22 protein-coding genes are annotated in these 26,636 nt (G+C 71.0%); 10 read left to right on the forward strand and 12 right to left on the reverse strand.

Annotated features, from left to right (window positions below; translation table 11 throughout):
• Positions 1–19 precede the first annotated feature (19 nt).
• From OIE47_RS30455 to OIE47_RS30465, 3 genes are all read right to left on the reverse strand, one after another.
• The gene (locus tag OIE47_RS30455; RefSeq protein ID WP_326557968.1) at positions 20–856 is read right to left on the reverse strand and encodes a hydroxypyruvate isomerase family protein; all 837 of its coding nucleotides are present in this window, start codon (positions 854–856) and stop codon (positions 20–22) included.
• 108 nt (positions 857–964) lie between these two features.
• On the reverse strand, positions 965–2,506 hold the full coding sequence (locus OIE47_RS30460) for an aldehyde dehydrogenase family protein (protein ID WP_442792003.1): 1,542 nt from the start codon (positions 2,504–2,506) through the stop codon (positions 965–967).
• A 320-nt stretch (positions 2,507–2,826) separates the two neighbouring features.
• Positions 2,827–3,822, reverse strand: a complete 996-nt coding sequence (locus OIE47_RS30465) for a 2-dehydropantoate 2-reductase (RefSeq protein WP_326557969.1) — start codon at positions 3,820–3,822, stop codon at positions 2,827–2,829.
• A gap of 239 nt (positions 3,823–4,061) precedes the next feature.
• On the opposite strand from OIE47_RS30465, the gene OIE47_RS30470 reads away from it, so the two are divergent.
• The gene (locus OIE47_RS30470) at positions 4,062–4,883 is read left to right on the forward strand and encodes a TrmH family RNA methyltransferase (protein WP_326557970.1); all 822 of its coding nucleotides are present in this window, start codon (positions 4,062–4,064) and stop codon (positions 4,881–4,883) included.
• Positions 4,884–4,993: 110 nt separating this feature from the next.
• Here the strand turns inward: OIE47_RS30470 and OIE47_RS30475 are convergent, their stop codons facing one another.
• The 3 genes from OIE47_RS30475 to OIE47_RS30485 form a co-directional block, all read right to left on the reverse strand.
• Positions 4,994–6,151: an NAD-dependent formate dehydrogenase gene (locus tag OIE47_RS30475; protein ID WP_326557971.1), complete on the reverse strand. Its 1,158-nt coding sequence runs from the start codon at positions 6,149–6,151 to the stop codon at positions 4,994–4,996.
• Between the two features lie 177 nt (positions 6,152–6,328).
• On the reverse strand, positions 6,329–7,306 hold the full coding sequence (locus OIE47_RS30480; RefSeq protein WP_326557972.1) for a LysR family transcriptional regulator: 978 nt from the start codon (positions 7,304–7,306) through the stop codon (positions 6,329–6,331).
• A gap of 112 nt (positions 7,307–7,418) precedes the next feature.
• Positions 7,419–8,285, reverse strand: a complete 867-nt coding sequence (locus OIE47_RS30485; RefSeq protein ID WP_326557973.1) for an NmrA family transcriptional regulator — start codon at positions 8,283–8,285, stop codon at positions 7,419–7,421.
• Between the two features lie 80 nt (positions 8,286–8,365).
• Between OIE47_RS30485 and OIE47_RS30490 the strand changes: the two genes are divergently transcribed.
• Both OIE47_RS30490 and sthA read left to right on the forward strand, forming a co-directional pair.
• Positions 8,366–9,310 carry an AraC family transcriptional regulator gene (locus OIE47_RS30490; protein WP_326557974.1) on the forward strand — a complete coding sequence of 315 codons (945 nt, stop codon included), beginning with the start codon at positions 8,366–8,368 and terminating at the stop codon, positions 9,308–9,310.
• A 180-nt stretch (positions 9,311–9,490) separates the two neighbouring features.
• On the forward strand, positions 9,491–10,894 hold the full coding sequence (sthA, locus tag OIE47_RS30495) for a Si-specific NAD(P)(+) transhydrogenase (RefSeq protein ID WP_326557975.1): 1,404 nt from the start codon (positions 9,491–9,493) through the stop codon (positions 10,892–10,894).
• Between the two features lie 8 nt (positions 10,895–10,902).
• Here sthA and meaB read toward each other — a convergent pair whose 3' ends face one another.
• From meaB to OIE47_RS30510, 3 genes are read right to left on the reverse strand one after another with little or no spacing between them, the layout of a single operon-like run.
• The gene (gene meaB, locus OIE47_RS30500; RefSeq protein ID WP_326557976.1) at positions 10,903–11,883 is read right to left on the reverse strand and encodes a methylmalonyl Co-A mutase-associated GTPase MeaB; all 981 of its coding nucleotides are present in this window, start codon (positions 11,881–11,883) and stop codon (positions 10,903–10,905) included.
• A gap of 8 nt (positions 11,884–11,891) precedes the next feature.
• The gene (scpA, locus tag OIE47_RS30505; protein ID WP_326557977.1) at positions 11,892–14,099 is read right to left on the reverse strand and encodes a methylmalonyl-CoA mutase; all 2,208 of its coding nucleotides are present in this window, start codon (positions 14,097–14,099) and stop codon (positions 11,892–11,894) included.
• On the reverse strand, positions 14,099–15,955 hold the full coding sequence (locus tag OIE47_RS30510) for a methylmalonyl-CoA mutase family protein (RefSeq protein WP_326557978.1): 1,857 nt from the start codon (positions 15,953–15,955) through the stop codon (positions 14,099–14,101). Before OIE47_RS30510 ends, scpA begins: the two co-directional genes overlap by 1 nt.
• A gap of 224 nt (positions 15,956–16,179) precedes the next feature.
• Between OIE47_RS30510 and OIE47_RS30515 the strand changes: the two genes are divergently transcribed.
• The 6 genes from OIE47_RS30515 (at position 16,180) to OIE47_RS30540 (ending at position 22,595) form a co-directional block, all read left to right on the forward strand.
• Positions 16,180–17,046 (forward strand): alpha/beta hydrolase, encoded by an 867-nt coding sequence (locus tag OIE47_RS30515; protein ID WP_326557979.1) that lies wholly within the window; start codon positions 16,180–16,182, stop codon positions 17,044–17,046.
• A 179-nt stretch (positions 17,047–17,225) separates the two neighbouring features.
• Positions 17,226–18,260, forward strand: a complete 1,035-nt coding sequence (locus OIE47_RS30520; RefSeq protein ID WP_326557980.1) for an extracellular catalytic domain type 2 short-chain-length polyhydroxyalkanoate depolymerase — start codon at positions 17,226–17,228, stop codon at positions 18,258–18,260.
• A 174-nt stretch (positions 18,261–18,434) separates the two neighbouring features.
• A complete protein-coding gene (locus tag OIE47_RS30525; RefSeq protein ID WP_326557981.1) occupies positions 18,435–19,307 on the forward strand; it encodes an ABC transporter ATP-binding protein in 873 nt (290 codons plus the stop codon).
• An 82-nt stretch (positions 19,308–19,389) separates the two neighbouring features.
• Complete coding sequence (locus tag OIE47_RS30530) at positions 19,390–20,406, forward strand: aliphatic sulfonate ABC transporter substrate-binding protein (RefSeq protein ID WP_326557982.1); 1,017 nt, start codon at positions 19,390–19,392, stop codon at positions 20,404–20,406.
• Positions 20,403–21,233, forward strand: a complete 831-nt coding sequence (locus OIE47_RS30535; protein WP_326557983.1) for an ABC transporter permease — start codon at positions 20,403–20,405, stop codon at positions 21,231–21,233. Before OIE47_RS30530 ends, OIE47_RS30535 begins: the two co-directional genes overlap by 4 nt.
• 114 nt (positions 21,234–21,347) lie before the next feature.
• Positions 21,348–22,595: an esterase-like activity of phytase family protein gene (locus tag OIE47_RS30540; protein ID WP_326557984.1), complete on the forward strand. Its 1,248-nt coding sequence runs from the start codon at positions 21,348–21,350 to the stop codon at positions 22,593–22,595.
• 104 nt (positions 22,596–22,699) lie between these two features.
• On the opposite strand, the gene OIE47_RS30545 is transcribed toward OIE47_RS30540, so the two are convergent.
• Positions 22,700–23,410, reverse strand: a complete 711-nt coding sequence (locus OIE47_RS30545) for a carbonic anhydrase (protein ID WP_326557985.1) — start codon at positions 23,408–23,410, stop codon at positions 22,700–22,702.
• Between the two features lie 245 nt (positions 23,411–23,655).
• A complete protein-coding gene (locus OIE47_RS30550) occupies positions 23,656–24,186 on the reverse strand; it encodes a TrmH family RNA methyltransferase (protein ID WP_326557986.1) in 531 nt (176 codons plus the stop codon).
• A gap of 189 nt (positions 24,187–24,375) precedes the next feature.
• On the opposite strand from OIE47_RS30550, the gene OIE47_RS30555 reads away from it, so the two are divergent.
• Positions 24,376–25,365 carry an endonuclease/exonuclease/phosphatase family protein gene (locus OIE47_RS30555; RefSeq protein ID WP_326557987.1) on the forward strand — a complete coding sequence of 330 codons (990 nt, stop codon included), beginning with the start codon at positions 24,376–24,378 and terminating at the stop codon, positions 25,363–25,365.
• Between the two features lie 27 nt (positions 25,366–25,392).
• Here the strand turns inward: OIE47_RS30555 and OIE47_RS30560 are convergent, their stop codons facing one another.
• Complete coding sequence (locus OIE47_RS30560) at positions 25,393–26,571, reverse strand: low temperature requirement protein A (protein WP_326557988.1); 1,179 nt, start codon at positions 26,569–26,571, stop codon at positions 25,393–25,395.
• Positions 26,572–26,636 lie beyond the last annotated feature (65 nt).

Consider the following 26,636-nt stretch of genomic DNA (forward strand, 5'->3'; position numbering starts at 1 on the left):
TGTGGACGGACGGTGGCGGTCAGAGCCGGGCCGACGAACGGCGTTCCCGGGGAAGCCACCCGAAGCTGTCCGCGCTCGGCCCGAGCGGCTTGTACTCACAGCCCACGTAGCCGCGGTAGCCGGCCCGTTCGAGCTGGGCGAGCAACCCGTCGAGGTCGAGCTCACCGGTGCCGGGCTGGTTGCGTCCCGGCGCGTCGGCGATCTGTACGTGACCGATGTGGCCGGTGTGGGTGGTGATCACCTTTTCCAGGTCCTCACCGTTGCTGGCCAGGTGGTACAGATCGCAGAGCAGCCGTACGTTGTGCTGCCCGGAGCCGACCCGTACCCGGTCGATCACCGCGCGCACGTCGGTGGCGGTGGCCAGCGGGTAGGCCGGGTTCTGCGCGCTGTTCAGCGGTTCGAGCAGCACGATCGCGCCGGCACCGGCGGCTGCCTCGGCGGCCAGCGCCAGGTTCTCCGCCGCCAGGTCGTCCTGCTCGGCCGGATCGACCCCGTCGACCCGGTTGCCGTACAGCGCGTTCAGGGCCCGGCAGCCGGTCGCCTCGGCGATCCCGACCGCCGAGGCGATGTTGGCCCGGAACCGGGCCGAGTTCGCCGGCTGGGAAAGCAGACCGCGGTCGCCGGCGGGCATGTCACCGGCGTCGAAGTTCAGCCCGACGAGCCGTACCCCGGCGTGGTCGAGCGCGTTGAGGAAGGCCGTGACGTCGCGGTCGGCCGGGACCGGCTCGGCGAACGGCCACCAGAACTCGACCGCGTCGAAACCGGCCGCGGCGGCCGCCGCCGGCCGTTGGAGCAGCGGAAGTTCGGTGAACAGGATGGAGAGGTTCACGTCGAACCGGAGGTCGTGTGCCGTCATGCGCGGGAACTCCTTGCGGACCGGGCCGGTGGGCCGGCAGATGGGGGTGGACCGGTGCCGCCGCCCGCGCCGGTCGCGACGGCACGGGCGGCGGCTGGCGGTGGGGACTCACACCGCCGGATACCGGGCGTGCGAGGGGAAGTTGCCATACAACCGCTCGTCGGCGGGTCCCTCGGTGACCGCGTGGACGAGCAGCGCGCCGCCGACGAAGGCGCCCCGCCAGGACGCGCCCTTGCCGCCGAAGACCTCCTGCCGGTCCCCGCGCGAACGGGGCCGGTTGACGCCGACCTTGAACGCCTGGAGTTCGGCGCCGAGCCGGTACGCGGTCGCCTCGTCGTCACAGGCGATCGAGGCGACCAGCGCCCCGTTGCTGGCGTTCATCGCGGCCAGCAGTTCCGCCTCGGTGTCGACCAGCACGATGGTGTCGACCGGCCCGAACGGCTCGGCGTGGAACAGCGGCGAGGACGGCGGTGGGGCCAGGATCGCCGTCGGCGGGAGGTACGCCGAGGTGTCCTGACCCGGCAGGAAGCTCCCGCTGTCCAACGAGCCCCGGTAGATCGGTACGCCGCCCTTGTCGATCGCCTCGTTCACCGCGTCGTTGAGCTCCTTGACCTTGGCGTCCTTGATCAGCGGGCCGAAGTCGAGCTCGGGGAAGTCCTCCTGACCGGGCTCGATCGCCAGCGGGTGCCCGAACCGCACCCCCCGCACCGCGGGCAGGTACGCGTTGAGGAACCTGTCGAACAGCGACCGCTGCACCACGTACCGGGGGTAGGCGGTGCAGCGCTGCTTGGCGTACTCGAAGGACTTGCGGACGTTGGCGGTGAGCAGGTCCCAGTCGGTGAACTCCCACACCCCCCAGCAGTTGAGTCCCTCCTGTTCGAGGACGTGCCGCTTGTCCGAGTCGACCAGTCCGGCGGCCACCTGGCCACCGACGTCGCGACCGCCGACGAAGAAGACGCAGCCGATCTCCGGCGCGGCGACCAGGACCGAGGAGAGTTCCGCGCCGCCGCCGCTGATCAGGGTGAACGGCAGTCCGTGCCGGGCGGCGATGGCCACGGCCAGGGTCAGGCAGCTCACCCCGCCGTCGGAGGGTGCCTTGGCGATCACCGCGTTTCCGGCGAGCGCCTGGACCAGCATCGCGTGCACGATGACGCTCATCGGGTAGTTCCAGCTCGCGATGTTGCTGATCGGCCCGGCCAACGGGGTCCGCCCGTCGAGCATGTCGTCGATCTCGTCGACGTACCAGCGGACCCCCTCGATGCACCGGTCGACGTCGGCCCGGGCCAGCCGCCAGGGCTTGCCGATCTCCCAGACCAGGAGCAGGGCGAGCAGGTCACGGTGCTCCGCCAGAGCGTCCAGGGTGGTGCCGACCCGCGCCTTGCGTTCGGCCAGCGGCAGGGCGGACCAGGTTCGGTGGGTGTCGAGTGAGGCCCGGACCGCGGCGGTCGCGGTTTCCCCGGTGACCCGGGGCGGGCCGGCGATGGGCGTCCCGTCCACGGGGGAGGTGGCCAGGGCGGGCACACCGTCGGGTTGCCACCGGCCATCCCAGTAGTTGCAGAGGCGGCCGTCGAGGAACGCCTCGGGCGCCACCGTCCGGCAGCGGGCATAGACGTCTGGCCAGGCGGTGCCAGGCTTGAGGATCAGGGGCACGGGAGCCTCCAGGGCGTCGGGTGTCCTGCGAAGGTGCTGGCGGGCCGGGTCGCGTCAGGCGTCTGGTACGCCGAGGACGCCGGCGTCGCGCCGCTGGCTGGCCGGCACCGGATCCCGGTGTGCACGGCTGGAGCCAATCGGCGTACTGCATACAGTATGCTGTTCGTGGATCCAGTGCAAGCTTCCCGTGCCGGACAACAGCTTCTGGCGTGCGGTTTTGTACCCGTCCCGGTGGCGGATCGACCGCACCGGTCCATGTGGAGCGATGATGCGGGGTTCGCCGGGGGCGAGGCCGGGTCCCGCGACAGGCGGCCGGTGGATCAGGCCGCGGTGGGTACCGCCGCCCGCCGGGCCACGGACCGGGCCAGCAGATCGGTGGCGGCGTACACGGTACGGAGGGTGGGTGCCGGGGCACTGGTGATGTCGGCCATCTCCACCACCGCCGCGACGATGGCGTCCAGTTCCAGTTCCTTGCCCGCCTCCAGGTCCTGCAACATGGAGGTCTTGTGGTGGCCGACCCGCTGCGCACCGTCGATCCGCTTGGCGATGGAGATCTCCGGATTGCTGCCCACCCGGGCGGCGATGTCCAGCGTCTCCTCCATCATCTGCGCGACCACCTGACGGGTGCCGGGGTTCTCGCAGATCTCGATCATCGTGGCCCGGGTCAGGGCGCTGATCGGGTTCAGTGAGACGTTGCCCATCAACTTGATCCAGATGTCGTCCCGCAGCCGGGGTTCGACCGGGCACTTCAGGCCACCGGCGATCATCGCGGCGCTGAACTCCGTACAGCGTCGCGAGATGGTGCCGTCCGGTTCCCCGATCGAGAACCGGGTGCCCTCCAGGTGGCGGATCACCCCGGGTGACTCGATCACGGTGGCCGGATAGACCACGCAGCCGATCGCCCGCTCCGGTTCCATCACCGCCGAGGTCTGGCCGTCCGGATCCACCGCCTGGATGCGCTGGTTCTCGTACGGCCCGTCGAGCTTGTGGAAGTACCACCACGGGATGCCGTTCTGGGCCGCGATGAGCGCGGTCTGCGGCCCGAGCAGGGGAGCGAGCAGCGGCCCCGCCGAGGCGTAGGAGTGTGCCTTGAGCCCCAGGAACACGTAGTCCACCGGGCCGACCGCGGCGGGATCGTCGGTGGCGTGCGGATGTGCCGAGAAGTCCCCTCGGGGACTGAGGATCCGGACTCCGTTCTGTTGCAGGGCGGCCAGGTGCGCACCGCGGGCGATCAGGTGAACGTCCACTCCGGCGCGGCAGAGGGCCGCGCCAACGTAGGCGCCGATGGCGCCTGCTCCGAGCACTGCGACTCGCACGGGCTGCTCCCTTCGAGCGCACACAAAAAGACCAGGCTTCTGTATGCGTTATGGGGAGTACAGTATGCAATAGGGGTTCGTCACTGACAAGCCTCGACGACCAGCGCCCGGAACGGGCGCCGGTGACGCCTTGCCGCGTACGGCCCGCTGTAGGGTCTGCCTCTGACGACATGCCGCCACCCGACGCACCCAGCAGGGACGCGGCCGGGGGCGGGTGGCGAGGAGGGTTGTTCCACAGCGTGGCGAAGACGTTGAAGATCACCAGCAGGAACGCGAGCTACCAGCAGTGGCAGGCGTTGCTGACCAACCGCACCAAGCGCCAACGGGCGGGCGAGTTCCTGGTCCAGGGCGTACGACCGATCACCCTCGCGGTGCAGTACGGGTGGACCATCCGCGCCCTGCTCCACCCGTACGGCCAGGGGTTGTCGAGGTGGGGGCGGGACCTGCTCGACCAGGTCGACGCCACCCGCGTCCTGCTCGCCCCGGAGCTGATGCGCGAACTCGGCGGCAAGGACGACGAGTCACCCGAGATGCTCGCCGTGGTGGAACTGCCCGAGGACCGGCTCGATCGGCTGCCCGAGCGGGCCGACCTGCTGGTGGTGGTCTTCGACCGGCCGACCACGCCCGGCAACATAGGCACGCTGGTCCGGTCGGCGGACGCGTTCGGGGCCACCGGAGTGGTGATCACCGGACACGCGGCCGATCCCTACGACCCGAAGGCGGTCCGGGCCAGCACCGGTTCGCTGTTCGCCACCCCGGTGGTCCGGGTCGCCACCCACCGCGAAGTGGTCGACTGGGTGAGCGACCTACGCGTCCGGGACCTCCCGGTGGAGATCGTCGGCACCGACGAGCACGGTGAGGTCGACGTCGCCGACTACGACCTCACCGGGCCGAGGGTGGTGCTCGTCGGCAACGAGACCCACGGGCTCAGCGCCGCCTGGCGGGACGCGGCCGACCGGACCGTCCGGATCCCCATCACCGGTGCCGCCAGCTCCCTGAACGCGGCGGCGGCCGGGACGGTCGTCCTCTACGAGGCCGCCCGCCAGCGGGCACGGAGGTAACCGGGCTCGGCGCGACGGGCGGCGGCACGGTGCAGTGAACGCCCTCGACGGCGCAGGCCGGCGGGGGGACCACCGGACTACGCCGTCACGGGGCGGTACGGCGCGGGGGACTACGCCGCGCTGTACGAGTGCTGGCCCGTCCCGGCCAGACTCCCGCCGTCCACGATCAGGTACTCGTCCCGGATCGGCCGACCCTGGAAATAGGACTCCAGGATCTCCCGGGTGCCGGCGGCGTAACGTGCCTGCGCCGACAGGGTGGTGCCGGAGGTGTGCGGCGTCATGCCGTGGTGCGGCATCGTCCGCCACGGGTGGTCGGCCGGCGCTGGCTGCGGGTACCAGACGTCGCCCGCGTAGCCGGCGAGCTGGCCGGACTCCAGGGCACGTACCACCGCGTCCCGGTCGACGATCTTCCCACGGGCGGTGTTGATCAGGTACGACCCGCGCCGCATCTTGCCCAGCAGCGCCTCGTCGAACATGTTCTCGGTCTCCGGGTGCAACGGGCAGTTGATCGTCACCACGTCGCAGACCCGGACCATCGACTCCGCGTCCGGGTGCCAGGTGAGGTTCAGTTCCGCCTCGATCTCCGGGGCGAGCCGGTGCCGGTCGGTGTAGTGCAGCGCGACGTCGAACGGCTTGAGCCGGCGCAGCACCGCCAGACCGATCCGGCCGGCGGCGACCGTACCGACGGACATCGCCTCCAGGTCGTACGCACGGGCCGAGCAGTCGGCGATGTTCCAGCCGCCGTCGCGTACCCACTGGTGCGAGGGGAGGTAGTTGCGGACCAGCGCCAGGGTCATCATGACCACGTGTTCGGCCACGCTGATGCTGTTGGAGTAGGTCACCTCGGCGACCGTGATGCCCCGGTTGATCGCGGCGGTCAGGTCGACGTGGTCCGAGCCGATGCCGGCGGTCACGGCCAGCTTCAGGTTCGGCGCCTTCGCGATCCGCTCCGCCGTCAGGTACGCCGGCCAGAACGGCTGGGAGATGACGATCTCGGCGTCGGCGAGCTCCCGCTCGAAGGTTGAGTCGGGGCCCTCCTTGTCCGAGGTGACAACGAGGGTGTGGCCCAGCGATTCGAGATAGGACCGCAGTCCGAGCTCACCGGAGACACTGCCGAGCAGCTCACCCGGCGTGAAGTCGATCTTCTCCGGGCTCGGTACGGTCTGACCGCCGGGGTAGTGGTTGATCTGCGGCACGCTGTCCCGGGCGTAGGAACTCGGGTATCCGGTGACCGGGTCGTCGTAGAGCACGCACAGCACTTTCGCCATGAGCGGTTCCTCTTCTCATTGCGATTGGGACGGACGGCGGTCCGGAAATGGAGAGGGCAGTAGGAATGTCGCCCCGTGGTGGGTGGATTTCCGTGGCCGCTTCCTGAACACTTCCCAGCCTGCGCCGCGTACGCGCCGGTCACAATGAGCAGTTCCCGAACGGCCGATCGGCGGAACCTATCGAGACAGGTCGGTGCCGTCGTCGGCGACGAAGGTCGATCCGGTGGCCGCGAAGGTCCCGGCGGGGACCAGGTCGTCCAGGCTGCGTTGCAGGTCGAGGCCCTCCGCGACGTGCAGCAGCGCGCTGGCCACCAGCGGGGGAGGGTCGCGGTCGAGCACGACCAGCCCGACGGTGCTGGTCGCGGTCGGTCCGGTCAGCGGCAGCACCCGGGTCCCCGGTGGCACCCCGAGCAGGCAGAGCCAGGCCTGCGGGATCACGCTCGCCCAGCGCCCACCGCGTACGTGCGAGCAGAGGGTGGAGATCGAGTTGGTCTCCATCCGTGGAGTCACCGTCACCCCGGCCCGGTGGAACAGTCCGTCGAGGATGCGTCGGTTCTGCATGTCCGGGGTGAGCAGGCACAGCGGTAGCCGGGCCACCTCGGCCCAACCGACCTCGGATCGGCCGGCGAAGTCGCCGTTCTCGCTGGTGAGCAGGAGGTAACGCTCGTCGTAGAGGGGTACGGTCCGGAAGCCGGTCAGCGGTTCGTCGGTCAGATAGGTGAGTCCGGCGTCGAGTTCGAAGTCGGTCAACCGGCGCAGGATCTCGTCCGAGGTGAGCGACAGCACGGTGAGGCTGGTCCCCGGATGGCGGTCGCAGAACGGGCCGGTGAGCAGGGAGACCGGTGGCAGCGAGGCCGGTACGGCGCCCAGGCGCAACTGTCCGGTCAGGCCCTCGTGACTGGTCCGGCCGAACTGGGCCAGTAGCTGTTCCCGGTCGGCGAGCACCCGCCGGGACCAGGCGAGCAGTTGCTCGCCCTCCGGGGTGAAGCCCTCGAAGCGGTTTCCCCGTCGTACCACCGCCACGCCGAACTCGGCCTCCAGCTTGCGGATGCCGTCGGACAGGGTGGGCTGGCTGACCCAGCACGCTGCCGCCGCCCGTCCGAAGTGACCTTCCCGGGCGAGCGCGGTGAGGTATTCCAGGTGCCGCAGAAACACCGTGTACCAACCCCTCGGTGTGCCGGTGGTGCGCCGCAGTAAGCATGGCACCACCGGCGCCCCCGATCCGTCATCAGTTCAAGCAGGGGTGCGATCGCCCCGAGAGCACGGCTCAGTCTCCGGTCCCGGCGTCCCAGACGCCGGTGTGGGCGGTGTCGCGGACGTAGTCGCGGAAGTCCCTCGGTGCCCGCCCGAGCGCCCTTTGGACGCCGTCGGTGGTGGCGGCGTTGCGGCCGTCGAAGAGGGCGGTGAACAGGTCGGCGACGAATCCGGCCTCCTCGACCGGCACACCGGCCCGCACCATGCTGGCGGCGAACTCTTCGGTCGTGACGGGCTCGTACCGCACGGATCGACCGGAGGCGGCCGCGACCTCGGTGACCGCCTCGGCGAAGGTCAGGGAGTGTGGTCCCGAGACCTCGTAGACCTGCCCGGCATGGCCCTGCTCGGTGAGGGCGGCGGCTGCGACGTCGGCGACGTCCTCGGCGTCGACGAACGGCTCGGCCACGTCGCCGGCGGGGACGGCGACCAGGCCGCTGCGGACCGGCCCGAGCCAGAACGCCTCGCTGAAGTCCTGGTTGAACACCGAGGAGCGCACCACGGTCCACTCCCACGGAAAGCTCCGCACCACCTCCTCGCAGCGCTGCGCCATCGGCTCGTTCCGCCCCGACAGCAGCACCACCCGTCGGACTCCCAGCCCGGTCGCGAGGTCACCGAAGGCGGTGATGTCGTCGGCGGCCTGGGGTGCGCCGATGTCCGGGAGGTAGGCCAGATAGACGGCGTCGACGTCTGCGAGGGCGGCGGCCCAGGTCTCGCGGTTGGACCAGTCGAACGGCGGGTCGCCGGCCCGCGAGCCGACCCGAACGGGACGGCCTCGATCGGTCAGCCGCTGCACCACGCGGCGACCGGTCTTACCGGTTCCGCAGGTGACGAGGGTCAGTCGCGGGTGCGGTGTGCTCTGTTGCTGTGAGTGGAGGTTCATGCATCCAGTGAAGTCTCACCACGCTGGAGTCTCCATGGTCAAGGGCCTCGAATACATGCGTACGCGTCTAGGCTCGGTGAATGGATGCGTTGACGCGCCTGCTCGATGGGCCACGGGGCGGTGGGGCGTACCTGGTGCGGGCACGGATGGAGCCCCCGTGGGGTGTGCGGATTCAGGATCGGGCGCCGGTCGGTCTGATGGCGGTGCTCCAGGGCACGGCGTGGGTCTCGGACCACACGGGGGAGTCGGTGGCCCTGCGGCAGGGCGACGTCGCGGTGCTCCGCGGACCGGACGAGTTCACGGTCGGCGACGACCCCTCGACCCGGCCCCAGGTCATCCTCCACCCGGGACTGCGTTGCACCAGTCACGACGGGGAGGAGATCACCGACCGGTTCACCCTCGGCCCGCGTCTGTGGGGGAACAGCGCGGGTGGCTCGACCACCCTGTTGCTGGGCTGCCAGCAGCTGCGCGGCGAGGTCAGCAAGAGGCTCCTCGCCGCGCTGCCGACGATGCTCACCCTCCCCGAGGCAGAACTCGACCCTCCGTTGATTCCGCTCCTGGCCGACGAGATGACCAAGGACGGCCCCGGCCAGGGTGCCGTGCTCGATCGGCTCTTCGATCTGGTCTTCGCCGCCGTCCTGAGGACGTGGTTCTCCCGGGACGTGGCGCAGGGACCTGCCTGGTACCGGGCGTACGGCGATCCCGTCGTCGCCCGCGCGCTGCGGCTGCTGCACGACGAACCCGCCCGCCCGTGGACCGTCGCCCGCCTCGCCGCGTGCGTCGGTGTCTCCCGGGCGGCCCTGGCGAAGCGGTTCACCGAGACCGTCGGCGAGGCGCCGATGGCCTACCTGACCGGGTGGCGCCTTGCCCTGGCGGCGGACCGCGTGCGCGACCGGGACGCCACCCTGGAGGCGGTGGCCCGTGAGGTTGGTTACGGCAGCGGCTTCGCCCTCAGTGCCGCGTTCAAACGGGAACGCGGCATCAGTCCCAGGGAGCACCGCGCTCGGATGACCAGGACAACCTGAACGTCGCGGGCGACTCGAACGGGCGCTGCCGCCTTCGTTCCGTAAAATCTAGCCTCCTAGGACGCTTTAGGGGTGGTGCGTCCGGCCACCCGAGGCAGAAGTGCGCCGGTCGGGGCGACAGGCGAGAGTCGTTCGCGTACGGCATAGGCAATAGAAACCTGATCTTGAAAGACTGTAGCGGTGTATGACTTCGATCTCCTCGTAATCGGCTCCGGTCCGGGTGGACAGAAGGCGGCGGTCGCGGCGGCGAAGCTCGGCCGGCGGGTCGCCGTCGTCGAGCGCGTCGACATGGTCGGCGGCGTCTGCATCAACACCGGAACCATCCCGTCGAAGACGCTGCGTGAAGCCGTCCTCTACCTGACCGGCCTCAGTCAGCGCGAGACCTACGGCCAGAGCTACCGGCTCAAGGACGACATCACGGTCGCCGACCTCGCCGCCCGTACCCAGCATGTGATCCGGCGCGAGATCGACGTCATCCGCAACCAGCTCTCCCGCAACCGGATCCGGCTGATCGGGGGGACCGGTCGGTTCGCCGACCCGCACACCATCACGGTCACCGACCACAACGGACGCGAGTCGTCGGTCACCGCCGCGAAGATCGTGATCGCGGTGGGCACCCGTCCGGCGAGACCGGCCGGGGTCGCGTTCGACGAGCGTACGGTGGTCGACTCCGACGGCATCCTCAACCTCGAACAGGTCCCCAACTCGATGGTGGTGGTCGGCGCGGGCGTGATCGGGATCGAGTACGCCTCGATGTTCGCCGCGCTCGGCACCAAGGTCACCGTGGTCGAGCGACGCGACCGGATGCTCGACTTCTGCGACCTGGAGATCGTCGAGGCGTTGAAGTACCACCTGCGCGACCTCGCCGTCACGTTCCGGTTCGGGGAGGCGGTGGCGTCGGTGGAGCGGCACCCGCGCGGCGCGATCGCCGTACTGGAGAGCGGCAAGCGGATCGCGGCGGACACGGTGATGTACTCCGCCGGGCGGCAGGGCACCGCCGACGCCCTGTCACTGGAGAAGGCCGGACTGAGCGCGGACTCGCGGGGGCGGATCAAGGTCGACGAGTGGTTCCGCAGCGACGTACCGCACATCTACGCGGTCGGTGACGTGATCGGCTTTCCCGCGCTCGCCTCGACCTCGATGGAGCAGGGCCGGCTGGCCGGACACCACGCCTGCGACGAGCCGGTACGGGAGCTGTCCCAGCAGCAGCCGATCGGGATCTACTCGATCCCGGAGATCAGTTTCATCGGACGGACCGAGGACGAGCTCACCGCAGCCCGGGTGCCGTTCGAGGTGGGCGTCGCCCGCTACCGGGAACTCGCCCGGGGACAGATCATCGGTGACTCGTACGGCATGCTCAAGCTGCTGGTGTCCCCGTCGGACCGGAGCCTGCTCGGGGTGCACATCTTCGGCACCGACGCCACCGAGCTCGTACACATCGGACAGGCGGTGATGGGCTGCAACGGCAGCGTCGACTACCTGGTCGACGCCGTGTTCAACTACCCGACGCTGGCCGAGGCGTACAAGGTCGCCGCGCTCGACGCGATGAACAAACTGCGGCACATCGCCCAGCTACCGCAGTGAGCGGTGGTTCAGGCGCGGCCGGTGAAGGCGGCCAGCAGGCGCTCGGCGGCGAGGGTCGGGGTCAGGCTGCCGTCGAGGACCCGGCGTTCGAGTTCCGGGGCGAGCGCGGTGACCGCCGGGTGTTCCCGCAGCTCGTCGAGCAGGCCCGTCCGGACCATCGCCCAGAGCCAGCCGACCTGTTGGCGACGACGTCGGGCGGCGAACTCACCCGAGGCGTGCAGGGTCTCCTGGTGCCGGACCAGTTGCTGCCACACCTCGGTCAGGCCGGTGCCCTCCAGCGCGCTGCAGGTCAGTACGGGTGGTTGCCAGCCGGCTTCGCCCGTACGCAGCAACCTCAGCGCCCCGCCGAGTTCCCGGGCGGCGGCACGGGCGTCGTTGGCATGCGGGCCGTCCGCCTTGTTGACCGCGATCACGTCGGCGAGTTCGAGGACACCCTTCTTGATGCCCTGGAGCTGGTCGCCGGTCCGGGCCAGGGCGAGGAGCAGGAACGAGTCGACCATCTCGGCGACCGTGGTCTCGGACTGCCCGACCCCGACGGTCTCGACCAGGACCACGTCGTAACCGGCGGCCTCCACCACGACCATCGCCTCACGGGTCGCCTTGGCGACGCCGCCGAGGGTGCCGGCGGTGGGGGAGGGACGGACGAAGGCGGCCGGATCGGTGGCGAGCCGGGTCATCCGGGTCTTGTCGCCGAGGATGCTGCCGCCGGTACGGGTGGAGGACGGGTCGACCGCCAGCACCGCAACCCGGTGTCCCGCCCCGGTGAGATGGCTGCCCAGCGCGTCGATGAAGGTCGACTTGCCGACCCCCGGTACCCCGGTGATCCCGACCCGGCGGGTGTTGCCCGCGTGCGGGGTCAGCGCGACCAGGAGTTGCTGGGCCAGCGCCCGGTGGTCCGGGCGTCGCGACTCCACCAGGGTGATCGCCCGCGCGATCCAGGCGGGCGCACCGGCGAGCACCCCGGCGGTGTAGTCCTCGACGTCCGGCATCGATCGCGTCATGCGACGGTCGGGTGGCCGAGTCGCTTGGAGAGTTCGGTGAGCAGGTCGAGCGCAGCGTCGGGGATGACGGTTCCGGGCGGGAAGATCGCGGTGGCACCTGCGGCCCGGAGGGTGTCGAAGTCCTGTTCGGGGATGACTCCACCGACGATGATCATGATGTCGGAGCGGCCGAGCGCGGCGAGTTCGTCGCGCAGCGCCGGTACGAGCGTGAGGTGTCCGGCGGCGAGGGAGTTCACGCCGACGATGTGGACGTCGGCCTCGACCGCCTGCCGGGCGACCTCGGCCGGGGTCTGGAACAGCGGGCCCACGTCGACGTCGAAGCCGAGGTCGGCGAAGGCGGTGGCGATGACCTTCTGCCCCCGGTCGTGCCCGTCCTGGCCCATCTTCGCCACCAGGATGCGGGGCTGGCGACCCTCGGCGTCGGCGAACGCGGCCGTGGCGGCCCTGGTCTGCTCGACGGCGGTGCTGTCGCCGGCCTCGTTCCGGTACACACCGGTGATCGTACGGATCTGCGCGGTGTGCCGGCCGTAGACGTCCTCCAGCGCGTCGGAGATTTCCCCGACGGTGGCCTTCGCGCGGGCGGCGTCGACGGCGAGGGCGAGCAGGTTGCGGCTCAGGTCCCCCTGCCCGGCGGGGCCGGCGGCAGCGGCCCTGCGCAGGTTGTCGAGGGCGGCGGCCCACGCCTGCGGGTCACGTTCGGCGCGCAACCGGCGGAGCTTGTCGACCTGCTCGGTCCGTACGGCGGTGTTGTCGACGCGGAGGACGTCGATGGGTTCGTCGGTGGCCGGCCGGTAGGTGTTGACGCCGATGACGGGCTGCCGCCCGGAGTCGATCCGCGCCTGGGTACGGGCCGCCGCCTCCTCGATCCGCAGCTTGGGGATGCCGGCGTCGATCGCGGCGGCCATCCCACCGGCGGCCTCGACCTCCCGGATGTGCTCCCAGGCGCGGGTGGCGAGGTCGTGGGTGAGGCGTTCGACGTAGGCGCTGCCACCCCAGGGGTCGATGACGCCGGTGGTCCCGGATTCCTGGGCGATGACGAGCTGGGTGTTGCGGGCGATCCGGGCGGAGAAGTCGGTGGGCAGGGCCAGTGCCTCGTCCAGGGCGTTGGTGTGCAGGGACTGGGTGTGGCCCTGGGTGGCGGCCATCGCCTCGACGCAGGTACGGATGACGTTGTTGAACACGTCCTGGGCGGTCAGCGACCACCCCGAGGTCTGGCAGTGCGTCCGCAGCGACAACGACTTCGGGTTCTTCGGCTCGAACTCGCGGACCAGTTTGGCCCAGAGGAGCCGGGCGGCGCGGAGCTTCGCGACCTCCATGAAGAAGTTCATGCCGACGGCCCAGAAGAACGACAGTCGCGGGGCGAAGGCGTCGATGTCCAGCCCGGCGGCCCGACCGGCGCGCAGGTATTCGATGCCGTCGGCGAGGGTGTACGCGAGTTCGAGGTCGGCGGTCGCCCCGGCTTCCTGGATGTGGTAGCCGGAGATGGAGATCGAGTTGAACCGGGGCATCCGGGTCGAGGTGTAGGCGAAGATGTCGGAGATGATCCGCATCGACGGTCCGGGCGGGTAGATGTAGGTGTTGCGGACCATGAACTCCTTGAGGATGTCGTTCTGGATCGTCCCCGAGAGTTGTTCCGGTGCCACACCCTGTTCCTCGGCGGCCACGATGTACAGCGCGAGGATCGGCAGGACCGCGCCGTTCATGGTCATCGACACGCTCATCCGGTCCAACGGGATCCCGTCGAACAGCTCCCGCATGTCGTAGATGGAGTCGATCGCCACCCCGGCCATGCCGACGTCACCGACGACCCTGGGGTGGTCGGAGTCGTAACCCCGGTGCGTCGGCAGGTCGAACGCGACCGACAGCCCCTTCTGCCCGGCGGCCAGGTTCCGCCGGTAGAAGGCGTTCGACTGCTGGGCGGTGGAAAAGCCGGCGTACTGGCGGATCGTCCACGGCTGGGTGGTGTACATCGTCGGGTACGGCCCGCGCAGGAACGGGGCGATGCCCGGGTACGTGCCCAGGAAGTCCAGTCCCTCGAGGTCGGCGGCGGTGTACAGCGGGGGGACGGTGATCCCCTCCGGGGTCTCCCAGGCCAGCGCCTCGGCTTCGGTGCCGGTCTGGTCGCGTACGGCGTCGTGCCACCGGTCCGGGTCCACGGTGGGATCCGGTGTGCCGAGTTCCAGGTTGGAGAAGTCCGGGATCATCACGCCACCCCCAGGTCACGTAGCGTCGTTTCGATTACCCGTACGGCGTCGCAGCCCGTGTACAGGTAGGAGTCCACCCCGTCGTGTTCGCCGGGTGGGCCGGCCAGCCAGATCCGTTGTGCACCCGCGGCGGTCAGCGCCGCCGCGACCGGTGCGGCCAGTGTCGCGTACGCCTTGTCGGTGCCGCAGAGGCAGGCGACGGTGGCTCCGCTGGCGGTGAAGGCGGCGGCGATCTCGTCCGCGTCGGTTGCCGGGCCGCTGCGTGTCGTGGTGATCCCACCGGCGGCGAAGAGGTTCGCCGCGAACGACGCCCGACCGGTGTGCGCGGCGATCGGGCCGAGGGTGGCCAGGAACACGGTCGGCCGGGTGCCGGTGTCCGTGGTGTGGGTGTCGGCCCGGTCGCGTAGGTCCTCGAACAGTTCGGCGTACCGGTGCCGGGGCAGGCCGCCCCCGACCGGTGCCGGTGCCGGGGAACGGACCGGACGGCGCTCCTCCAGGTTGGGGAACTCGCTGACACCGGTGATCGGATCCCGCCGGTGGGCGAGGTTGTCCGTACGCCGGTCCCAGGTCGTGGCGAGCCGGTCGGCGACCAGCCCGCTGGCCAGGGCGGCGGAAAGTCCACCGGCGCGCTCGATCTCGGTGAACCACGCCCAGGCGGCGTGGGCGAGGTCCTCGGTCAGGCGTTCGACGTACCAGGAACCCCCGGCGGGGTCGACGACCCGGCCGACGTTGGCCTCGGCCAGCAGCAACGACTGGGTGTTGCGGGCGATCCGGCGGCTGAATCCGTCCGGAAGCCCGAGTCGGGAGTCGAACGGTGCGACGGTGACCGCGTCCGCACCGCCGACCCCGGCGGCGAAGCAGGCGAGGGTGGTCCGGAGCATGTTCACCCAGGGGTCGCGGGCGGTCATCATCGCCGCCGAGGTGACCGCGTGCTGGCGCTGGGCGCCGGCGGCCGGAACACCGCACACCTCGGCGACGCGGGCCCAGAGCCGCCGGGCGGCGCGCAGCTTCGCGATGGTGAGGAACTGGTCGGCGGTGGCCGCGTAGCGGAACTCCACCTGGCCGAGGGCGGTGGCGGGGTCGAGACCGGCGTCGGTCGACGCCCGCAGGTAGGCCACGCCCGCCGCGATCGAGCACCCGAGTTCCTCGGCGTCGCTGCCACCGGCGTCGTGGAAGACGGTCGCGTCGACGGTCATCGCCCGCAGGCCGGGGTGGTCCGCCGCGCACCGGGCGGCGAGGGCGGCGGCGGGTCGCAGGTCGGCGACGTCACCGGTACGGGCCTGCCAGCCGAGCGGGTCGGCGCCCAGGTTGCCGCTCAGTTGCGCCGGTGCGAGGCCTGCGTCGGAGGCGAGCGCGAACAGTGCGGTCGCCGCCTGTTCGGTCGCGGGGCCGGCGTCCAGCACCAGCCCGACCAGGTCGAGGTAGACCCCGTCGAGTGCCGCCGGCAGCGCTGCCGGGTCCAGGCCGCCCGGTCCGAGGGCCAGCCAGATCGAGGTGCCGCCGTTTTCCAGGTCGGCCAGGATCGCCTCGTTGGTGGCGGCCGGATCCGGATCGGTGTGCCGTTGCCGGATGTCCCAGCCCGACCGGACCGGTCCGGTCGGTTGTCCACCGCGGGTGAACGGCCACAGTCCGGGCAGGCCGGCGGGTGCCGGGGCGTCGGTGGCGGTGTGCAGGGGCGCCACGCGGATGCCGTCGTACGTGGTCCGGCCCAGTAGCTCGTCGACTGCCTCGGGGGCGGTGTTCTCGTCGGCCGCGCCACTCTTGCGCAGTACGGCGAGCGCCAGTTCCTGCCACTGGGCCAGCGTCGCGGGTGCGAAATCAGCGGCCAGGCTCGGCTCTCCTGGTGACCGGGTCATGAACGGAGACTAAGGGTGGTGCCCGGCGGGCCGCTCACCGGTGGGCCTCCCGGCGGTCTCGGATCGTGCCAGTCCGGTGCTGTTCATCCGGATTGTCCTGTTCCTGGCGTCGTTCCCTGCTCGGGAAGGCATGGATCGCGGTACGGGATTGGCGGGTCCGGCGGCGGGTAAGCGGCCCGCGGCGTTCGTCCACGCGTACGCACGCGACCTGCCAGGAGGGGAACATGAGCAGCAGTCCCGCCGATCGCAGCTCGGCCGACACCATCGTGCTGATCCACGGGCTGTGGATGACACCACGCAGTTGGGAGCAGTGGGTCGACCACTACTCCGCCGCCGGCTTCCGTGTGCTCGCGCCGGCCTGGCCGGGAATGGAGGGGGAGGTCGAGCAACTGCGCCGGGACCCGTCGCCGATCGCGAAACTCAACGTCACCAGGATCGTCGACCACTACGACCGGATCATCCGGGACCTGGACCGGCCGCCGATCATCATGGGTCACTCCTTCGGCGGGTCGTTCACCCAGATGCTGGCCGACCGGGGCCTCGGTGCCGCCGCCGTGGCGATCGACTCCGCGCCGGTCAAGGGCGTGCTGCGGGTGCCGTTCTCGTCGCTGCGGGTCGCGCTCCCGATCCTGCGCAGTTTCGGCAACCGGCGCCGGGCGGTGCCGCTGAGCCCCGAACAGTTCCACTACGCCTTCACCAACACGATGAGCCGGGAGGAGTCCGATCGGGTCTACGGGCGCTATCACGTACCCGGCGCCGGGGGAGTGCTCTGGGAGAGCGCGCTGGCGAACCTGAACCCGAGGTCGGCGATCCGGGTCAACTTCGCCAACAGCGACCGGGCCCCGCTGCTGTTCATCGCCGGTGGCGCCGACCACGTCGCGCCGCCGGTACAGAACAAGTCGAACGCCGGCCGTTACCGCCGGTCCAGGGCGATCACCGGCTACCACGAGTTCCCCGGCCGAGCCCACTTCACCCTCGGGCAACCGGGCTGGCAGGCGGTCGCCGACTACGCGCTCGAGTGGGCGGTCGAGGCCACCGCCTCGCACAAGCCGGAGTACCAGCGCCAGCCGGCACCGGTGGCGGGTCAGTAGCGGCCACGGCTCTCACACCACGCGCGTCCCGATGTCCGTCGGGGCGCGCACTGGCGTGCGACCACACTCGTACGCGGTGAGACATGTCACGTACGACGGTGTCGGGGCGACCGATGCGCTCCTAGCCTCGGTGCACGCCGCGCCCCACCGCCGGCGTCTTCCCATCAGGAGGGCGTCCCATGAGGTTCCTCGTACGCACCGTCACGGCCGCTGCCGTGGCCCTGTCCCTGCTCGTCCCCGGCCCCGCCCCGGCCCTGGCCGCCGCCGACCCGTACACGAAGACGCCGGTCGCCGGCTCGCTCGGCACGTACCAGGTGTCCGGGGTGTACGTCGCCGGGGTCTCGTCCGGCGGATACCTGGCGACCCAGTTGCAGGTCGCCTACTCCGGCCGGATCAAGGGGGCGGCGATCTTCGCCGCCGGGCCGTACTACTGCGCCCAGAACAACGTCAGCCAGGCCCTGTACGCCTGCGCCGACAACACCCTGCCGACGTACCTGACCAATCTGGAGGCGTACACCCGGACCTGGGCGGCGTACGGCTGGGTCGACCCGGTCAGCCGGCTGTCCGGGCAGCCCGTCTACGTCTACCACGGCAACAACGACACGGCGATCAGGAAGTCCGTCACCGACGACCTGGTCCGCTACTACCAGCACTTCGGCGCCAGTGTCCAGTACGACAGCGGCTCGTCCGCCGGTCACGCCTGGGTCACCCCGTACGGCACCGGGGCCTGCACCGCGACGGTGTCACCGTTCCTCAACGACTGCGGTACGGACCCGCAGAACACCTTCCTGCGCAAGCTGCTCGGCTCGGTCAGCGCACCGAACACCGGCCCGCTCGGCGGCACCCTGACCAGCTTCAACCAGAGCACGTTCGCGGTGAACGGGAACGCGGCCGGGTTGAGCATGGGCGGGACCGGGTTCGCGTACGTGCCGTCGAGTTGTGCGTCCGGGCAGTCCTGCAGGCTGCTGGTCGCGCTGCACGGCTGCCAGCAGGGCTACAACAGCGTCGGTACGGCCTTCGTGGACCGCGCCAACCTCAACCAGTACGCCGACACCAACCGGCTGATCGTGCTCTACCCGCAGGCCACCGCCTCGGCGGTGAACCCGAACGGCTGCTGGGACTGGTGGGGTTACCTCGGCAGCACCGCCTATCCGATCAAGGGCGGGCCGCAGTTGGAGACCGTGATGAACATGGTGCGCCGGCTCGGCGGCTGAGTCGCCGGACAGCCCGTGGAACCGTACGTCGATGCGGAACCCGGCCCTAGCCTACTCAACCGATAGGAATTATCGGTAAGGTGTGCGGGTCAGGTTCCGCATCGGGCGCAGCAGGGCTGCCCCCGGTGCCGCCGGGGCGTCGTCGGCGCCAGGGGAGGGGTCACGGTGTCGATCGTGGAGCGTCCGGTACCGGCGTCGGCCTCCACCAGCCGACCGCCGCTCACCCGACCCGCGCCCGTACGGCTGGCCCGGATCGGACGCGCGTTCGGACGCGGCACCGGCCGCCGCGTTGTGTTGCGGGACGTCACCCTCGACGTCGCGGCCGGCGAGGTGGTGGCCCTGCTGGGCCCGTCCGGCTGCGGGAAGTCGACCCTGCTGCGGCTCGTCGCCGGACTCGACCGGGCCACCGAGGGCCTGGTCGAGGTGGACGGGCGGGAGGTGCACGGGGTCGAGTCACGCACCGCCGTGGTGTTCCAGGAACCCCGCCTGCTGCCCTGGCGGACGCTGACCCGCAACGTCGCCTTCGGACTGCCGAGCGGTACCGGCCGGGCCGAGGGGCGGGCCGAGGTGAGCCGCCTGCTTGCCGTCATGGGCCTGTCCGAGTTCGCCGGGCACCGCCCCCGGCAGATCTCCGGTGGCATGGCCCAACGCACCGCCCTGGCCCGCGCCCTGGCCCGTCGCCCGGGGGTGCTGCTGCTCGACGAGCCGTTCGCCGCCCTGGACGCGCTCACCCGGCTGCGCATGCAGGACCTGGTCGACGACGTGCAGCGGGCTGCCGGTACCACCGTGCTCCTGGTCACCCACGACGTCGACGAGGCGCTGCAACTCGCCGACCGGATCGTCCTGCTCGGCCCGTCGGAGCCCGGTACGGCGGACGCGGCCGAATCCGGCTCGACCATCCAACTGGTGATCGACGTGCCGGTCGTCCGCCCACGCGACCGCGCGGACCCCGTCCTGACCTCGCTACGCGCCGAGTTGCTGGACCGCCTCGGCGTGCCCCGGCGTACCGGTGCCGCCGTCGGCGGCGAAGCGATCCCGTCGAGCTAGCGACCACCGGCGTCACCGACCGCCGTAGAACGTCACCCGGCCGGCACCGGCCGGGTGGTCCCCCTCACCGAAGGAATCCCCTGTGCGAAAAGTTACCGGCGTCCCGGTCCGGGTCGCGCTCGCGATGACCGCCGTGGTGGCCCTGTTGACCGGCTGCGTGGCCGGCGAGGACTCCGGGTCCGACACCCCGGACGGCACCGGGGTCGCGCTGCGGCTCGACTACGCGTACTGGAACCCGGAGAGCCTCGTGCTGCGGGACCAGAAGTGGCTGGAGACCGAGCTGGCCGACAAGCGCGTCTCGGTGACCTGGCAACTCTCCGCCGGCAGCAACAAGGCCAACGAGAACCTGCGCGCGGCGGTGATCGACATCGGTTCCACCGCCGGGGTGGCCGCGCTCGTCGCCCGGGCCAACGGCTCGCCGATCAAGACGGTCGAGGTCTTCAGCCAGCCGGAGTGGGCCGCGATCGTGGTGGCGAAGAACTCGCCGATCGCCTCGGTGGCCCAGCTCAAGGGCCGCAAGATCGCCGCGACCAAGGGCACCGACCCGTACTTCTTCCTGCTCCAGGCGCTCGACCAGGCGGGCCTGAAGCCGTCGGACGTCACGGTGGTCAACCTTCAGCACGCCGACGGCAAGACCGCCCTCGAACGCGGTGACGTCGACGCCTGGGCCGGGCTCGACCCGCACATGGCACAGAGCCAGGTCGACGCGGGCTCCAAGCTGATCTACCGCAACCTCGACTTCAACACCTACGGGGTGCTCAACGCCCGCGAGGACTTCATCGCCGCGCACCCCGAACTGGTGCAGGCGGTGGTCAACGCCTACGAGCGGGCCCGTGCCTGGCTCACCGAGCACCCCGACCAGGCGGTCGAACTGCTCGCCCGGGAATCCAAGGTCTCCGCCGAGGTGGCCCGGGTCGTCCTCGCCGAACGGACCCGGCTCGCGGTGGACCCGGTGCCCGGGGCGGCGCAGCGGCAGGTCTTCGAACGGGTACTGCCGATCCTGGTCGCCGACGGCAACGTACGCAGCGCCGACGAGGCCCGTACCGCGCTGGACTCGCTGCTCGAACCGAGGTTCGCCCAGGACCGGGCCAAGCCGTGAGCGTGGCGCCGGTCCGGTCCGCCCCGGCGTCACCGCCGGCACCGGCCACGTCCCGCCCGGCCCGGTCCGGCATCCGCCGGCGGCTGCTGCACGCCGGGGCCGGCCTGCTGGTGCCGCTCGCGCTGCTCGCGACGTGGCAGGCGGTGGTCGCCGCGCACGTGTACGCGCCGGCCCAACTGCCCCCGCCGTACGACGTGGTGCTGGCGCTGCGTGAACTGCTCGGCCGGGGCGAGCTGTGGCACCACGTCGCGATCAGCACCCAGCGGGTCCTGATCGGGTTCGTCCTCGGCAGCGGGGCCGGTCTGGCGCTGGGCGGCCTGGTCGGGCTCTCCGCGCCGGTGCGGGTCCTGCTCAGCCCGACGGTGCAGGCACTGCGGGCGATCCCGTCCCTGGCCTGGGTGCCGCTGCTGCTGCTCTGGCTGGGCATCGGCGAGACCCCCAAGGTCGTGCTGGTGGCGATCGGGGCGTTCTTCCCGGTCTACACCACCGTCGCGTCCGCGCTGGCGCATGTGGATCCGCACTTCATCGAGGTCGGCCGGGCCTACGGTCGCACCGGCGTACGGCTGCTCGGCACCGTGCTGCTGCCGGCCGCGACCCCGCCGGTGCTCGCCGGCCTGCGGCTGGCGATGGCCCAGTCGTGGCTGTTCCTGGTCGCGGCCGAGCTGATCGCCTCCTCGATGGGCCTGGGTTTCCTGCTCATCGACAGCCAGAACACCGGCCGTACCGACGTGATCCTGCTGGCGATCCTGATGCTCGCCCTGCTCGGCAAGCTCAGTGACACCCTGCTGGCCCTCGCCGAGCGGCGGCTGCTCGCCGGGCGGAGCTGACCGGGACCGACGGGTGGTCCGGGGGCACGGGTCGCTGCCCGTGCCCCCGGATCATTGATTGATCGACAATTCCTGGTCAACCGTGGTTCAACCGGGACGCCTACCGTGCCGCCCATGACAGCTACCGCTCGACGGCTCGGGCTCGGCCTCGGTATCGGCGCGTTGACGCTCGCCGTACTCGCCGTGCCCACCGCCGCGGCCAACCTCATCGGGGCCGACCGCACCGAGGTCAACCTCACCGGGCAGGGTGGATCGGCGAAGCCGTTCCACCAGGCCACGCTCACCAACTTCGCCGCACTGCCGGCCATGTCCTTCGTACCGGCCAGCGAGCCGTCCGGGTCGCTGCTCGGCACCGCCCCGGTCAACGGGGTCGTCGCGCCCTTCGCCGACCAGCCGGTGCAGGGCTTCAGCGGCGTGCAGCGCAACGCCGACGGCACCTTCGACGTACTCACCGACAACGGCTTCGGCAACAAGGCCAACAGCGCCGACTTCGTCCTGCGGATCCAGCGGATCGCGCCGAGCTTCGGCACCGGATCCGTCGACGTCCTCGGCGGTCTGAACCTGACCGACCCGAACGGGCTGGTGCCGTTCGCGCTGACCCGTCCGGACCGGGTGCTCACCGGCTCCGACTTCGACATCGAGTCGATGGTCAAGGCCAAGGACGGGTCGTACTGGCTCGGTGACGAGTTCGGCCCGTATCTGCTGCACTTCGACCGGGCCGGTCGCCTGGTGCAGGCACCGGTGCCACTGCCCGGCGTACGGGCCCCGGAGAACCCGGCGGGCCAGCCGAACCTGCCGAGCAGCAAGGGCTTCGAGGGCATGGCGCTCGCCCCGGACGGTCGTTCGCTCTACCCGCTGCTGGAGGGAACCGTCGCCGGTGACCCGGCGGGTGCGCTGCGGCTGTACCAGTACGACCTGACCGCCGGCCGGTACACCGACAACTGGTGGACCTACCAGCTCGACTCGCCCGGCAACGCCATCGGCGACGCGATCAGCGTCGACAACAACCGGATGCTGATCATCGAGCGGGACAACGGCGAGGGTGCCTCCGCCCTGTTCAAGAAGATCTACCTGATCGACCGGCGGGACCGGGACCGGGACGGCAAGGTCGACAAGACCCTCGTCGCGGACCTGCTCAACATCAACAACCCGCACAACATCGGCGGCTTCGGGTCGGTGTTCCGGTTCCCGTTCACCACCATCGAGGGCCTGGTCATCCTGGACGACCGGACGCTCGGTGTGCTCAACGACAACAACTTCCCGTCGTCGAACGGGCGTACGCCGGGCAAGCCGGACAACAACGAGTTCATCACCATCCGGTTGAGCGCGAACCTCGACGCGGACAAGCGCGTACTGCCGTAACCACCGGACGATCCAAAGGTGCCCCGGCCCGAGAGTTGCGGACCGGGGCACCTTGCCGTCGGCGGTCGGGGGGAGCCGGGCCGACGGTGGTCGTACCGGAAGGATCAGCCGAGCAGGGTGACCTTGCCGTTGTCGAGGTCGTAGCGGGCACCGACGACGCCGAGGGCGCCCTCGTGGACCTTCTCCCGGACGATCTCGCTCTGGTCGAACAGGGCCTGCACCTGGGCGAGGACGTTGGCCTTCACCGCGGCCTCGACCACGTCACCGGGGCCGCCCACCAGGGGCTCGACCACCGGGCGCAGCGCCTCGACGATCGTGCCGATGTGGCCGGGGGCCTCACCGCCGTTCTCGATCGCGTCGACGGTGGCGGAGATGGCGCCGCACCGCTCGTGGCCGACGACCACGATCAGCGGGACGCCGAACTCCTCGATCGCGAACTCGATGCTGCCGAGCAGCAGGTCGTCCACGATGTTGCCGGCGACCCGGTTGTCGAACAGGTCACCCAGGCCCTGGTCGAACAGGATCTCCGGGGAGACGCGGGAGTCGGCGCAGCCGAGGGTGATCGCGAACGGGTGCTGTCCGCTGGCCAGTTCGTGCAGGTCCTTCAGGGACTGGTGCGGGTGCCGGGCCTCGCCCTTGTAGAAGCGCTTGTTGCCGGCGATGAGCCGGTTCAGGGCGGTGGTGGGGGTGGGTGCGGGCGGCTCGGTCGGGTGGGCCGAAGCCGGGGTGGCGAGTCCGAGGACGCCGGCCACGCCGGCGGCGGTGAGACCACCGGCGGCGAGCACCGAGCGGCGGGACACGGTCTGCGAAGACAAGGGGTGTCTCCTCGTGGTGGGAACGAACGGGGAAGAGGAAGGGCTCTCGCCGGCGGGTGACCCGTGACCCGGTGAGGACCCCGCAGATATTGCGCCCACCGGCCGACCTCGCGAAACCCCGATTTCGTACGGCCGAGCAAGTCGATCGAGGCGACCTGCGCAAAGACGCCCAGTCAGAAACCTGACAGTGATCTGGACGACGACCGGGCGGCACCGGCGAGTGCCGTCGTCGATGCCGTCGGTGATCAGATCAGGCCGGCGAGCTTGTAGAGGACCAGCGAACCGGCCACCGCCACGTTGAGGCTCAGCCCGCTGCCGACCATCGGGATCTCGACAACCGCGTCGAGGGCGTCCAGGGCTTCGGCCGGGATTCCGGTCGACTCGTGACCGAGGAGCATCACCGTACGGCGACGGGCGGTGGGCAGGTCCGCGAGCCGGACCGCCTCCTCGGCCAACTCCACGCCGAGGATGTGCGAGCCGCGGGCCCGTTCGGTGGCCAACCAGCGCAGCGGGTCGCCGACCCGGTGCACACAGGTCGGGCGGCGCAGGGTGTTGCCCCTGTCCATCGCCCGGTCCACCCAGCCGAACGGCGGTACGGCCAGGCACGCGCCGACCGCGTCGCAGGTGCGCAACAGGGTGCCGAGGTTCGCCTCGTGCATCGGCCAGAGCGGGGCCGCGATCAGATGTCCCCAGCAGCGGTGGGATCGGGGACGGCGGACGGCACGCAGGTCGGTACGGGAGCGGATCCGGACGCTCGGCCGGTTCTCCGGCCTCATCCGACGGTGGCGGACCCGCCACTTCGGTTGTCGTTCACATGGGACGTGCTTCGCGGCGCACGCGGGCCATCGACGGGGATACCGAGTCGAGCATAGCGGGCCGCGAGCCGGCACGACCCTCCCGGCCGCTGCCGGTGCCGGTGCCGGACGGGTCGCGGGCAGCGGCCGGGCATCGGTTACCCTCGTCCGGTGTCCGGGGCGGATCGTCGGTCGGCCGGCGTCCGCGCGGTTGCCGTACTCGGTGTGCTGCTACTGCTGGTGGCGGCGGTCGCCGGACAGGCGCTCGTCCGGCCCGGCCCGCCTCGGGCGGAGGTCGAGCCGGCGCCGGGGGTGCGGGCGTTCTGCCCGGAGGCGGGCCGGGGGCCATGCGCCGAGCTGGGCGGGTTGGATGGCGCCGTCGACCGCCGCGATCCGGACCTGCCCTCGGCGCCGCCCGAGCAGGTTCCGTTCGGGGTGCTGCAACTCAACCTCTGCAACAGCGGTTTCGCCGGCTGTTACGCGGCGCTCAACAACGGTAGAGCGGTCGAGGAGGCGTACGCGACGATCACGGCGCTGCGCCCGCAGGTCGTGACCCTCAACGAGATCTGCCGCGACGACGTGGCAACCGCACTGCACCCGGCGATGGTCCGCAACTTCCCGGACGACCAGGTCTTCTGGGCGTTCCAGCCGGCGGGTGACCTGCCCGACGGTGCGCGGCCCTACCGGTGCCGCAACGGCGACGAGTACGGCATCGGGATCCTCGGCCGGGTGCCGTCGGCGCACACCGACGCCGTGTCGGTGTTCAACGGCCTCTACCCCGACCAGGGCGGCTACCCGGACGAGATGCGGGTATGGCTCTGCGTCGCCGCTCCCGGCGCCTACTACGCCTGCACGACGCACCTGACGTACATCTCGCCGTCGATCGCGATGCGGCAGTGCCGACGACTGCTGGACGTCGAGCTGCCCGCGATGCGGGCGACGGTCGGATCGGCCGCCCCGGTGGTGGTGGCGGGTGACTTCAACCTCGCCTCCGGCGGCTCCCCGGACGTCCGGGACTGTGTCCCCGCCGGCTACCACCACACCGGCGACGGCGGCGTCCAACAGCTCATGACCAGCACCGATCTCGGCGTGCCGGAACCGCGTTCGCACCCGATGCAGCACACCGACCACCCCGGCTGGTTCGTCGGCTTCCAGCCCTGACCACTCAGGCGTCCGTCACCGGGCCTGTCAGGCGTCCGCCACCGGGCCCCGGTCCAGGTCCTCCGGGGTGCCGCGGTCGGGTCCCTCGGCGGCACTCGCGTCGGGACCCTGGTCGTCCCCGGAGTCACCCCGCAGGAGGCGCCGGTTCATCTCCTCCGCCGCGCCGAGCCCGGCCACCACCAGGGTCAGCAGCCCGAGCGCGGCCAGCGCCGGCAGCAGGGCGGTCAGCGGCAGCAGGGCCAGGCAGCCGACGCTCGCCCCGACCCGCCGCCAGGTGATCCTCCGGTGGATCCGCCAGTCGGTGTAGGCGAAGGTGGCGAGGAAGAGGGCGCAGCCGCCGAAAAGCAGCCCCGCCTCGCCCCCGTGCAGCGGCTCGACCGGTCCCATCACCACGTGGCCCAGGCCGTCGGCGATCGCGATGATCGCCAGGCTGAACGGCACGTGCCCGTACACCAGGATCGCCCGCCGCAGGGTTGCCTGGTCGTCGGCCCGCTCCAGCGCCGACCGGAAGGCCCGTACGCCGTAGCCGAAGTAACACCACCACAGCGCGCAGACCAGGGCGTACGCGGCGGCGATGGCGGTCAGCCGGATGTTGGTGAGTGATTCGTTGACGGCCACCGCCCCGAGCTGGATCACGGACTCGCCGATCACCAGCATGATCAGTAGTCCGTAGCGGTGCGCGTAGTGCCGGGACTGCACCCGGATCTTCCCCACCGTCATCCGGGCCAACCAGGGACTCGACACGTCGATGACGGCGGCGACCGCCCAGAGCACGATCCGGGCCGCCCCCTCCAGCGCGGCGCCGGTCAGCAGCAGCGGGGCGGTCACCAGGACCACCCCGTGCGGACCGAGGACGAAGGCCCGCCACCGCGGTCGGCTGCGCAGCGTCACGATGCCGAGCAGGATGCGGCCGGACAGGGCGAGGCAGACGAAGGACAGACCGCGTTCGCCGTACGCCTCGGGGATGGTCATGGCCAGCAGCAGACTGTCGAAGCCGAGGGCGAGGATCACCGCCCGGCCCCGGGCCATGCCGACGTCCTGCTGGTCGGTGTAGAGGACGACCCCGCCCCAGACCCAGTAGACGGTGATGAAGAGGATCAGGACCTTGCCGATCCCCGCCCAGCTGTGCTCGTCGTGCAGCAGGTGGGAGAACTGGGTGAGGGCGAAGACGAAGGCCAGGTCGAAGAAGAGCTCCTCCCAGGTCACCCACTTATCCGCCGGCCGGCGCTCCACCGCCACACCATACCGAGCGCCTGACCAGGGCAGACCCG

The organism is Micromonospora sp. NBC_01796 (assembly GCF_035917455.1).
In the GTDB taxonomy this organism is placed as follows: Bacteria; Actinomycetota; Actinomycetes; order Mycobacteriales; family Micromonosporaceae; genus Micromonospora_G.